Origin of the sequence: Acinetobacter sp. WCHA29, from assembly GCF_002165335.1 — a bacterium.
Classification (GTDB): domain Bacteria; phylum Pseudomonadota; class Gammaproteobacteria; order Pseudomonadales; family Moraxellaceae; genus Acinetobacter.
On record NZ_NHRQ01000037.1, the window covers coordinates 1 to 12,018 of the forward strand.

The window sequence follows — 12,018 nt, forward strand, 5'->3', positions numbered from 1 at the left end:
GTTATGTAAAATATTTAAATGTTTGATATTAAACAACTTTTAAAATATGATTTCGCATAAGCGCCATTATGTTAAATGGGGAGATAACTCTCAGCAACAGCATTATCGTGGAGATTTCCTCTACGACTCATACTACATTCCAAATTATGCTGTTTAAGAAATGTTTGCTATTCTAACTGTTGTATTGACTACCTTGATTTGAATGAATTAATACTTTGTATAGCTACCAAAATTATAGACTCTATACAAATTTAACCAAGTAAAATATCCTGTACATCCACTTCTTCAATGCTTTCATTAATCAATAAAACACCGACCCCAAGCTCTGGATCAAATGAAGCATCAAAAATAAAACCTAATTCTCTCATATCATCAGAAGACATAATTTTGATTCTCAGTAGGTTTACGAGAGCAGTAATATCTTCAACTACATTAGCATCAAAATTTTCCTTATAATAAGTTAATATAGCTATCTCAATTGAAGAGATAATAGAACTCTTATTCCTTTCAAATTCAAGAAAAGTGTCTCTTTGCTTATCACTAATACTCTCATTATCAAACGTTTGAATAACTAACGGAACTAGTTTCTTACAGTCAAATATTGTTATTTCATACTCTCTAGACCACCATATATCAAATGTAAGCTCGCCTAATACTGGATCATTTAATATATTCATTTATTTTACATCCTCTTTAATAAAGCTCGTTAATTAGCTATTTTATCTAACTAAAAAGTTTCTACAAAATCGGTGGATATTCATATTAGAGTTATTAGTTTTCCTAAAATTAACATAATACACCTTATGCGAAATGCCCCATCTGGGGCATTTCTAGCACTCATTTAACATAAAATCTCTTCTACGAAATGCACGTGTTAGAACCCAATTAAATCTTTAATTGGGTTCACATCAAATACTCTATTGATCACGATAAGCTCGAACTTTCTCAAAAATTGGATAAAAGTCCAGACCATCATCCTTCATATCTGAAATTATGACCGCAATTACTGCAATCGTAGTGGGCACTTTACCGTTCTTTTTATAGTTGGTAATGGAGTTGGCGTTCATATCTAAAAGCGCTGCAAATTCTTTAATAGAAAGGCCAGACTTACCTATAAGTCTTTGAAATTCTTCGTAAGGCATAGTTTAAAAAGCAGAATTGTTCTGATGGAAAAGTATAGCACAGATCATTTATTTACATTTAAACACATAAATAATGTGATTAACACACTATTTATGTGTTTAAATATTCCCATATCCTTCTTTCAGGACATATGAAGAAGGTGTTTTTAATTATTTCTTCTTAAAATGAGGCATAACAATGGGTAATTTAAACTTGATTAATCATTTATATCTTTCTGAAAATTCTAGAAAAATTGGAACTCAACTCATTAAAGAGCTCTCAATTAATAGATCGAACAATCTGAGTTTATTTTTAAACGTTAATAAATGTTTTGACGATCGAGAAGCAACATTGGTATGGACGCAGCATCATCTTGATCAACATATAGATGATGATTACGAAGACGTTAAACGCGCTTTTTTAGCATTCTTTCCTGATGGAGCATTTATGCAATTTTGAGACTGTTAATTGAATAGCTAGACTCCCTGCATGGTCCTTTTAAAGGACCATTACACAATTTACAGTCCTACAGTCAGTTTACCTGTCACAGATTTTTGAACGCTCTATCAAAATCCAAAACTAGGACCATCAAATCCCTTCGTTTTTTCTTGTGCCTGCTTCTGCTTTTCTTGCTCTAGTGACTTTTGCTTATTCAATTCTGCCTCATAGTACGGTTTATACAGCTCATAACGATTCTCAGCTCTCAACCGATTAATTTCTACAATCATGTCCTGTTTTTGCTGAAAACGGACAGGATCACTTTCTTTTGCAAACCGTAGTGCCTTACTCATGATCGGCACATCTTGCAGATGAGTATCATATTTTTTATTGTAATCTTCATTGGATAGACAACTCACTAGATTCGGAACCTCTACCTTTAGCCCTCTAATTTCAATAATTTTGGTCGGTGCATAACGCTGTAAGCTGTCATTAATCAGCTCTTCAGTTTTCTGCCGATACAACTGCAACTGTTCTTTGCCCATCCCTAACACATCTGCCGTGAGCTTTTGTGCACCGCCTTTCTCTGGCTGCTCAGGGTTATAACGCTTAAAAAACTGCTCCGGTGTTCGCTCAATACCATCAACATGGCGTTCACTGTAAATCAAATGCAAGTGCGGCTGATCTTGTCCCGCCAAAGCGCCAGCATGATTATGAATCGCGCAAGTAAAAGGATAGCGATAACGATCAGCAAATTCGGCAATAAATGCCTCGGCCAACTCGATGCGCTGTTCTTGAGTAAGTTCTTTCGGCAAAGCCACCACCAAACTTGAACAGACCCGACCATTTTTGCGTTCATACAGATCCGAGGCCTGCCAAAATTCTTCCGGATTCCCCTCGGCAAAGCTGGGCATATTACCTGAGCAAACAAACTCAAGTTGTTCATGAACATGATCTTTATGTTGTGCAAATTGTGCAGTTCGAGTGATGTAGTGAAAGCGCTCTTTGGCCGTTCTAGGCTTGTTATTTTTACCACCTTTTGGGGGCGGATTTTTACTGTTGTGTTCAAGATTACAGTAGAACATTCTGGTGCCGACCCTCCATGGTATTTTGATGTTGTAACAGCACTTTTTAATGCTGTAACAGTACTTTTTGATGTTGTAACGGTACTTTTTTAATGCTGTAACAGCACCTTAGTTTCTATGTAACAGATAACATTCAATATAAATCAATAACTTACATCTCTAATTGCCTGCGGAGCACGAGAAGAAGTGTTTCTAAAAAGCTATAATTTACTTCGTAAAATTATAGCTTTTTAGAAACACGGAAACGAGCTAATAAATTAAATAAAATGTTCCCACATTTTATTTAATTTATTCATGCCGCCATATGCTACTCTACTGATATCTGATTCATGTGTTTTTTTGGGGTGCTGATCATGGTGAAACGAGGTCGTCCTGCTAAAGTTTTATCAAATGAAGATCTGATTCAATTGCAGCAGTTTTTAGAAAAATTACCGTTCCTCACAGAAATCCAATCTCATGTTTTAAGGTCATTATTATCTACAGAAAAATTTGATGAAGAGATATTCAAAAAGTTTAAAACTGTAGATCGCTATAGAGTGCTATATCAACAACGCCAAATCTTACTTGAACAGATCAAACTCAAAGCACATAACCAACAAAAACTAATGGACAATGAAGTTGAAATTTTAAGTTTGGCCCAACAAGACCAGGATCGAGACACCTGGTTTAGACTAGAGCGAGCCTTAGAGTCTTATCAAAAAATCCATAAGGCAGTTCTCAATGACCGTATACGCCTCGAAAATGAGCAAAAACGCGAAGTTTTAAATAAATCGAGGAAAACCCTTAGCGAAGCACAAATCAAGCGTAATGAGGAAAACAGACGCAAATACGAGTTAGGTGGTGCAGTATTAGCAGCCTTTAAAAAATTGAATATTGATATTCATTCGGAAACACCAGATCAAATCACCAATAGAATTGTCAATAACAGTCAATTCGCTTCTAGGGTAAGAACAAGTAAAATATTTAAAGAGATTACTGAACACACCTACAATTTTTTTAAACGACAAAATTTATTTCTTGATGTTCTTGAAGGCCTATCAACTTGGGAAAGAAATCATAAGAAACTATCAACGATAGAAATTGAAAAACACCAACATAAACATCAATAGTCCTGATTATTTCAACTTAGAGTCCCCATAGTTGAGCGAGTGTCTACGAGCGACACAATCAAAATTCGCGCCTAGACTCCCTGAAAAACAGCTTTTTAGGCTGTGAAGCCTAAATAAGCGTAAATCACATATAGTAATTTGATCCTAGATCGAGCGAAGCGAGTAAAAAAGTTCTATGAGCGAAGCGAATTCCGAGTTGCTTTTGATCTTGCTTTTGCTTTTTCTTAAATTCAAGGAAACATTAACCTAAAAATTGCCCCGGCGAATCGAGCGAAAGCGAGATTCAATAGAGTTTGAGCGAAGCGAAAACCAAGGGCAATTTTTCTTTGCCTAGGCTTTTAATTATTTTTAAAGTTTTTAATGTTTTTAGACATGCTGAAAGCCTTTGTTTACAATAGTTTAAGGGGTAATAAAGATAGGTTTAAGGGGTAATAAAGATAGGTTTAAGGGGTAATAAAGATAGGTTTAAGGGGTAATAAAGATAGGTTTAAGGGGTAATAAAGATAGGTTTAAGGGGTAATAAAGATAGGTTTAAGGGGTAATAAAGATAGGTTTAAGGGGTATATGAATAGATAGATTGTTGACTATTTAAAATATATAACATATAACCTAGTTAAATGAATTAATAAGCTTCATATCATGACAAATAACAATAAATTAGTTGTTAAAGATAATGCTCTTATCGATGCTTCTTTTAACTTATCGCTCATAGAGCAACGTATTATGCTCTTGGCCATAGTTGGAGCTAGAGAGTCTTCTAATCTCACACCTGATACACCAATAGAAGTACTTGTAAGCGACTACATTCATCAATTTAAAGTGGATAGTAATAATGCCTATGGCTTACTTAGAGAGGCAGCAAAAACACTAAAAAGAAGGGAGTTTAGTTATTTAGATAGATATAAGGGCCTAGAGGCTCTTACTACTGCAAATTGGGTAAACAAAGTGACCTATGTAGATTCTAGTGGTCTTATTGTTTTATACCTTAGCAAAGAAGTTATCAGCTTAATTAGCCGATTAAGCGAACAATTTACCAAATATCATATAGAGCAAGTATCTGATTTTAGAAGCAAATATAGCATAAGACTATATGAGCTATTAATTAAATGGTTGAATGTAGCAAAAACTGAGAAATATAGTATTAACGATCTTAGATCAAAGTTAGGGCTTGATGCGACTGAATATTCAACAATGTCTAACTTTAAATCCAACGTATTAGACAGAGCAGTAAGTGAAATTAATAAACACACTAATATTACCGTTGAATATGACCAATTCAAGAAAGGTCGAGTCATCACTGATATTCAATTCAGAATTAAATCGAAAGTTAGATCATCTCAACCAGAATTAACCAGAACATCCCAAGTAGCATTCCACCAAATGACAGATGCTCAAATCAATATGTTTGGCAATCAGCTTTCACGACTACCTGAATTCTCAAACTTAGCAGATGGTAATGAAAGCTATGAGAGCCTAGCCGCGAAAATCAAAGAAATGCTAAGAGATCCAATACAGCAAAAACAGTTTTTTCCTCATCTAAAGAACTTAGGCTTTAAAGCTTGAGTGTATTGGAGAATACAAATATTGTATTCTTCAATACGTTTTCAAAATACACAGCAATACACTATGAATACAGCTACAAAATACAGTGTTAGTGATGCTGCAACCCTGTATAAAAAATCTCGAGCTACGCTATATAAAGATATAAAAAACGGTGTGTTAAGCCGTGACCACGATGGTTTTATAGATTTTTCAGAACTTCTTCGTGTATATGGAGAACCTTTTGGAGTAAAACAAGTAAAACGTATCGATACGTCTCCAATACAAAATCAAAATACATCTGAATACACCAATAAAACAGTTGTAGAACTCAAAAACCAAATCGATTTTCTAAAAAAACAGTTAGAAAAAGCCGAAGATCGTGAAGCCAAGGCAAACGCTCGTATAGATACACTGCTGACACTCATTGAAATGAAGCCCCAAAAAGCCAATATGACTACGTTTACCGATCAAGAGCTGCCTCAATCAAATACTGCCCCAGCACAGCCAGAACCAGGCACCGTTGACACGAAAGATGAGGGATTGACTACTCTGGTTGAAAAAGAAAATAAGCGAATTGCAGTGCCGGAGCATGTCGAGCCTGAACCACCAAAACGGGGCTTTCTGAGCCGGTTTTTCCTGCCGAATGGCTGAGGGGATTGTTCAGTCTGACTAAGCAAAGGCGTGGAACTTTGGTTAAGAAATAGGCGTGGAACGTGAAAAGTCACAAAAAAAGCCCAGTCATGGGAGACTGGGCTATAAACATAGAGCTATAGTATTGATTTCTAAAGATAATTATAACGCATTTCGTATAAGGTGTATTATGTTAATTTTAGAAAATCTTCACTACTATTATTTTAAAATAAGCCTTATATCCAAGCATAAAACAAGGTTGTCTAGACTTCTTTTAACAGTAAAGTTATCATAAAACTGAATTTTATTTTTTAGGTAAGTTTATGCATTCTATCCGCATTCGTTAAGACACAACTATTTGCATAGTGACACTATTTTATAATGGTGGGCTTTTGTTGTGTCTTTAAGAATATATGCGGATATATAAAGTAAAAGTATGCTTAATTTATAAGTATGCTTTTAGTGCATAGTTTCCAGTTATAACTTAATTGACTAGCTATTTGTCCACCCTGTGGATGAATAGCTTTTTTTTTGGGAGGACACTGTGATGCTAGCTTTTGTTTTCACCTAAATCCTGTTTGCTGCATAAAAAATTTCAAGAGCTAAACAGGAGTAAATAAAAATGAGTTTAATTATTAAAGCGAGAAACATACGCTTGGATTATGCTGGGCGTGATGTTTTGGATATTGATGAATTGGAAATTCACTCTTATGACCGTATTGGTCTTGTGGGTGATAACGGAGCAGGAAAGAGTAGTTTACTCAAAGTACTTAATGGCGAAATTGTTTTAGCCGAAGCGACATTACAGCGTTTTGGTGATTTTGCACATATCAGCCAACTGGGCGGAATCGAAATAGAAACGGTCGAAGACCGGGCAATGTTATCTCGCCTTGGTGTTTCCAATGTACAAAACGACACAATGAGTGGCGGAGAGGAAACTCGTGCAAAAATTGCTGCCGCATTTTCCCAACAAGTACATGGCATTCTAGCGGATGAACCAACCAGCCACCTTGATCTCAATGGAATAGATCTACTTATTGGTCAACTTAAAGCATTTGATGGAGCATTACTTGTTATCAGTCATGACCGATATTTTCTTGATATGGTTGTAGACAAGATATGGGAGTTAAAAGACGGTAAAATTACGGAATATTGGGGTGGTTACTCGGATTACTTGCGTCAAAAAGAAGAAGAGCGACAACACCAAGCCGTAGAATATGAGCTGATGATGAAGGAACGGGAGCGATTAGAATCTGCTGTGCAAGAAAAACGCCAGCAAGCTAATCGATTAGACAATAAGAAAAAAGGAGAAAAATCCAAAAACTCTACCGAAAGTGCTGGACGACTTGGGCATGCAAAAATGACTGGCACCAAGCAAAGAAAACTGTATCAGGCAGCTAAGAGTATGGAAAAGCGTTTGGCTGCATTAGAAGATATTCAAGCACCAGAGCATTTGCGTTCTATTCGTTTTCGTCAAAGTTCAGCCCTAGAACTGCACAATAAGTTCCCGATTACGGCAGATGGTCTGAGCTTAAAATTTGGTAGCCGTACTATCTTTGATGACGCTAACTTTATAATACCGCTTGGCGCTAAAGTCGCTATAACTGGATCGAATGGAACAGGGAAAACGTCCTTGTTAAAAATGATATCAGAACGTGCTGATGGATTAACCATATCTCCAAAAGCTGAAATTGGCTACTTTACACAAACAGGATATAAATTTAACACGCATAAATCTGTGCTCTCCTTTATGCAGGAAGAGTGCGAGTACACAGTTGCGGAAATTCGTGCAGTATTGGCTTCAATGGGGATCGGAGCGAATGATATTCAAAAAAACTTATCCGACTTATCGGGAGGTGAAATCATCAAACTGCTTTTATCCAAAATGCTTTTAGGAAAATATAATATTTTGCTTATGGATGAACCAGGAAACTATCTTGACCTAAAAAGTATTGCCGCATTAGAAACAATGATGAAGTCCTATGCAGGAACTATTATCTTCGTATCTCATGACAAGCAATTGGTCGATAATATTGCTGACATTATCTACGAGATCAAAGACCACAAAATCATCAAGACTTTTGAGAGAGATTGTTAATGATAGCCAATCTAATCCGAACATTAATTATTGAACTCTTTAAAGGAAATTAAAAATGACAATTCAAGATATTCAATCACTTGCTGAAGCACACGGCTTGTTGCTTACGGACAAAATGAATTTCAATGAAATGGGCATTGATTTTAAGGTCGTTTTTGCTCTTGATACAAAGGGGCAACAATGGTTGCTGCGTATTCCTCGTCGTGATGGCATGAGGGAACAAATCAAGAAAGAAAAACGCATTTTAGAATTGGTAAAAAAACATCTTTCTGTAGAGGTTCCTGATTGGAGAATTTCATCTACAGAATTAGTGGCTTATCCCATACTTAAAGATAATCCTGTTTTAAATTTGGATGCTGAAACCTATGAAATAATTTGGAATATGGACAAAGATAGCCCGAAATACATAACATCTTTGGCAAAAACCTTATTTGAAATCCATAGTATTCCTGAAAAAGAAGTTCGGGAAAATGATTTGAAAATTATGAAACCTTCAGATTTAAGACCTGAAATAGCAAACAATTTGCAGTTAGTAAAATCTGAAATTGGTATAAGTGAGCAATTGGAAACCCGCTACAGAAAATGGTTGGATAATGATGTTCTATGGGCAGATTTCACCCAATTTATACATGGCGATTTATATGCTGGGCATGTACTAGCTTCAAAGGATGGAGCTGTTTCAGGCGTTATTGATTGGTCAACAGCCCATATAGATGACCCAGCGATTGATTTTGCTGGGCATGTAACTTTGTTTGGAGAAGAAAGCCTCAAAACTCTAATCATCGAGTATGAAAAACTAGGGGGTAAAGTTTGGAATAAACTATATGAACAGACTTTAGAAAGAGCAGCGGCCTCTCCTTTGATGTATGGTTTATTTGCCTTAGAAACTCAAAATGAAAGCCTTATCGTTGGAGCAAAAGCTCAGTTGGGAGTTATATAATTTAAAAATATGATTGCTGAGAACTGCCTTGTTTTGAAACTTGGTTGGCTTTAATTAGTTTTTAGTATTCTTTATAGAAAATGCCTCGATCAAGGGGCATTTCTAACAATCATTTAACATAAAATTTCTTATGTGAAGTAACCTGAATGCAGCGGTGCCCCATTGGGGGCGCGTTGAGATAAGCCTCTTTTAGATAACTTTAGCAACTCGATAGACAGTTGCAACTCCACAATTCACTGCTTTGGCAATTTCTTCCTTAGTCATATTGCCAACTACTAGCAATTCTTTTATTCGTTTATGTTTAGCCTCATTTGCCTTCTTGCCTGTTGGTTTGTAACCCGAACGTGCCAGGCCCTGCTTAATACGTTCTATACGTTTCTCATTGTCTAGGCGGGCCATTGTTGCCAGAAGATCAATCAACATATTGTTGATGAGTTCCAAGATTGAATGAGTAATGCTGTCACTGGTTTGAATCATTTGGTAGGTAGTAGGAAGATCTGCTACGACTAAACGAAGTCCCTTCTCCTGGATCCTGCGCTTCAGCTCTTGAAAATCTCGTTGGGTTAGGCGTGATAAGCGGTCAATACTTTCAACTAACAATGTGTCACCTTGATTTGCTTCTGACAGTAGCTTATTCAATTCAGGTCGGTCTAACTTCGTACCACTATAGTTTTCCACGTACACAATGGTTTCACCCAAATTCAAGTTTTGGTTTAGATCCTGAAGAATCTGCAAAGCCCTTTCTGCATCTTGATCTTTAGTTGAAGCTCGTAGATAAATACGTGTATTCATTTCTATCATTTAATCTTAATTCTATTAGATTAATGATAATACTATCATTTAATTATTGCATTAAGTCTAATGATAGATATTGTATGCGATTTGGCTCGCTATCATTCAGGTATAGTCTTTTGATAAAAAAAGCATGACTAAAAGCCATGCCTTGGGAATTCGTATAACGTGTATTATGTTAATTTTAGATAAACTATAGAATCCATTAGTTTTTAAACCAATAAATTAAATATTTTATGGAACTCCAGAATATTTATTCAGGCGATACTTAAGCAATAAGGGTAGGGTGATTACATAAAGTATTGCAGCTAATGCCCATACCATTCTAGGAGCTGATGCCTGAGTCATAAAATAGAGGCTAGTAACTAATACAGGACCAATTATAGCCCCCAGACTATTAAAACTGCTTAATAGCCCTTGTAATTCACCTTGTCTTTCATCACTAATACCTCTGGACATCATTGCTTGCAAAGCAGGAACGGCTACTCCACCAAGGGCAAACAATGGTAACAACGCAAAAGGCACCCATTCTTCAACAGCAATAGATAAAAGAAGTAAACCAATTGCATCGCAAGCTATTCCACATAACAACGTATTTTTCTCTCCAAACCTCTTTACCATAGGGGCGATAGCAAAAGCCTGTGCAATAGAATGGCATATTCCATAACTAGCAAGGGAAACACCTGCAATAAATATACTCCAGCCATAACGATCCTGCCCATAGATAACCCATAAAGTTGCGGGGACTTGTGAAACCAATGTGATAATTAAAAAGATACCAAGCAATGGAGCCATATTAGGTTGAGTGATCAAATAGGATAATTTCTTTAATATTGATTGCTCCTGAACCTTCTCAGTCATTTTATTGCTGTGTTTTGATTCTTTTAATAAGACTGCTGTCATTATTAAATTAATCCCATTCATAAAAGCAGCAGCAAAGAACGGTGCATGTAAGTTCCATTCACCCAAAACTCCACCTATTACCGGACCCGCTATAAACCCAATACCAAAGACAGCTCCAAGGAGACCAAACCTTTTTGCACGCTCATGGGCTGGAGTAATATCTGAAACATAAGCTGTTGCAACAGCCATGTTGGCACCTGTAATTCCCGCAAAAATACGACCAATATATAGCCACAATAGAGAAGGAGCAGCAGCCATTAGGAGATAATCAGCCGTTGCACCAGCAATTGAAATAATTAATACAGGTCGACGTCCAAATCGGTCACTCAACGCTCCAAGGATAGGTGCAAAAATGAACTGCATCAGAGCATACACAGCTAATAAAGCACCATAGTGAACACCGCCTGCTTCAGCTCCAGCCAATGACCGTAATAATTCAGGCAAGATCGGCATAATTAAACCAATCCCAACAGCATCCAGAAATATAGTGATTAAAATCACGCTCAATGATTTCTTCACAAATGCCTTCTCTAGCAATGATAGAATTAATATTCTCTCACACACTCCCTATCAGTGATAGATTTATGAGTAAAAAAGATATTGCACCTCAACGTCTGACACGTGAAATAGTCCTGCGTACCGCATTGGATATGTTGAATGAAGAAGGCATAGATTCAATAACCACACGCAAGCTAGCTCAACGATTGGGTATTAAATCTCCAACTCTATATTGGCATTTCAAGAATAAATCCTTGTTAATGGAAGCAATGGCGGAAACCATTATAAATGAACACCATTTAGTTTCTTTACCCATCGATGGGATGACATGGCAAGATTGGTTGCTCGCTAATTCTGTAAGCTTTCGTCGAGCACTACTAGCTTACCGTGATGGTGCTCGTCTACATGCAAGAACTAGCCCCAGTCAAGGACATTTCAACACGATTGAGGCCCAAGTTGCGCTGTTATCTCATGCTGGGTTTTCTCCTGTTGAAGCAGTTGCATTACTTATGACATTAGGAAGGTTTATTGTTGGGTGGGTCCTTGAGGAGCAGCAAGAAGAAATAAGATCAGACCCACCATTCGAAGCCGATCCAACTATATATCCACTCATGCTCCAAGGAGTGAATACCTTACAAAATATGAATGCGGATGACATTTTTGAAAATGGGATTCGTATGGTGATTATCGGTGCTGAAAGACAACTTGATATTAAAATGCAAACTTAACTCTATACTGCTTTAAGCAACTGTTCTATTTAGTAATAAAGCTTTTATCCTTAATTATTTAACATAATGGCGCTTATGCGAAATCATATTTTAAAAGTTGTTTAATATCAAACATTTAAATATTTTACATAAC

At 36.5% G+C, this 12,018-nt stretch carries 12 protein-coding genes and 1 pseudogene; 7 read left to right on the forward strand and 6 right to left on the reverse strand.

Translation table 11 applies throughout. The annotated features are described in order from the left end of the window. Window positions 1-74 precede the first annotated feature (74 nt). The 3 genes and pseudogenes from CDG59_RS15215 to CDG59_RS14535 all read right to left on the reverse strand — a co-directional run. Window positions 75-214: pseudogene (locus CDG59_RS15215) on the reverse strand (IS3 family transposase); the annotation flags it as partial. Between the two features lie 37 nt (window positions 215-251). Further along, window positions 252-677, reverse strand: a complete 426-nt coding sequence (locus CDG59_RS14530) for a DUF6985 domain-containing protein (RefSeq protein ID WP_087545994.1) — start codon at window positions 675-677, stop codon at window positions 252-254. A gap of 240 nt (window positions 678-917) precedes the next feature. Beyond that, window positions 918-1,142, reverse strand: coding sequence for a hypothetical protein (locus CDG59_RS14535; protein WP_005155906.1), 225 nt, complete (start codon window positions 1,140-1,142; stop codon window positions 918-920). A 178-nt stretch (window positions 1,143-1,320) separates the two neighbouring features. Here CDG59_RS14535 and CDG59_RS14540 point away from each other — a divergent pair, with 178 nt between their 5' ends. Next, complete coding sequence (locus CDG59_RS14540) at window positions 1,321-1,581, forward strand: hypothetical protein (protein WP_005155907.1); 261 nt, start codon at window positions 1,321-1,323, stop codon at window positions 1,579-1,581. A gap of 107 nt (window positions 1,582-1,688) precedes the next feature. Here CDG59_RS14540 and CDG59_RS14545 read toward each other — a convergent pair whose 3' ends face one another. Continuing rightward, a complete protein-coding gene (locus CDG59_RS14545; RefSeq protein WP_087545996.1) occupies window positions 1,689-2,645 on the reverse strand; it encodes a MobA/MobL family protein in 957 nt (318 codons plus the stop codon). A gap of 353 nt (window positions 2,646-2,998) precedes the next feature. Between CDG59_RS14545 and CDG59_RS14550 the strand changes: the two genes are divergently transcribed. The 5 genes from CDG59_RS14550 to CDG59_RS14575 all read left to right on the forward strand — a co-directional run bounded on the left by CDG59_RS14550 (window position 2,999) and on the right by CDG59_RS14575 (window position 8,964). Then, window positions 2,999-3,754 carry a hypothetical protein gene (locus CDG59_RS14550; protein ID WP_087545997.1) on the forward strand — a complete coding sequence of 252 codons (756 nt, stop codon included), beginning with the start codon at window positions 2,999-3,001 and terminating at the stop codon, window positions 3,752-3,754. 639 nt (window positions 3,755-4,393) lie between these two features. Beyond that, a complete protein-coding gene (gene repM, locus CDG59_RS14560; protein WP_005155887.1) occupies window positions 4,394-5,317 on the forward strand; it encodes a replication initiation protein RepM in 924 nt (307 codons plus the stop codon). A gap of 63 nt (window positions 5,318-5,380) precedes the next feature. After that, on the forward strand, window positions 5,381-5,947 hold the full coding sequence (locus CDG59_RS14565) for a plasmid replication DNA-binding protein (protein WP_087545999.1): 567 nt from the start codon (window positions 5,381-5,383) through the stop codon (window positions 5,945-5,947). 601 nt (window positions 5,948-6,548) lie between these two features. After that, the gene (msr(E), locus tag CDG59_RS14570) at window positions 6,549-8,024 is read left to right on the forward strand and encodes an ABC-F type ribosomal protection protein Msr(E) (protein ID WP_000052512.1); all 1,476 of its coding nucleotides are present in this window, start codon (window positions 6,549-6,551) and stop codon (window positions 8,022-8,024) included. A 55-nt stretch (window positions 8,025-8,079) separates the two neighbouring features. Further along, window positions 8,080-8,964, forward strand: coding sequence for an Mph(E) family macrolide 2'-phosphotransferase (locus CDG59_RS14575; protein WP_000155092.1), 885 nt, complete (start codon window positions 8,080-8,082; stop codon window positions 8,962-8,964). A 189-nt stretch (window positions 8,965-9,153) separates the two neighbouring features. On the opposite strand, the gene CDG59_RS14580 is transcribed toward CDG59_RS14575, so the two are convergent. Both CDG59_RS14580 and tet(39) read right to left on the reverse strand, forming a co-directional pair. After that, window positions 9,154-9,765, reverse strand: a complete 612-nt coding sequence (locus CDG59_RS14580; RefSeq protein WP_015060246.1) for a recombinase family protein — start codon at window positions 9,763-9,765, stop codon at window positions 9,154-9,156. Window positions 9,766-9,990: 225 nt separating this feature from the next. Then, entirely contained in the window at window positions 9,991-11,178 is a 1,188-nt protein-coding gene (gene tet(39), locus CDG59_RS14585) for a tetracycline efflux MFS transporter Tet(39) (protein WP_087546000.1), read from the reverse strand. A gap of 65 nt (window positions 11,179-11,243) precedes the next feature. On the opposite strand from tet(39), the gene CDG59_RS14590 reads away from it, so the two are divergent. Continuing rightward, on the forward strand, window positions 11,244-11,885 hold the full coding sequence (locus CDG59_RS14590) for a TetR/AcrR family transcriptional regulator C-terminal domain-containing protein (protein ID WP_004787586.1): 642 nt from the start codon (window positions 11,244-11,246) through the stop codon (window positions 11,883-11,885). Window positions 11,886-12,018 lie beyond the last annotated feature (133 nt).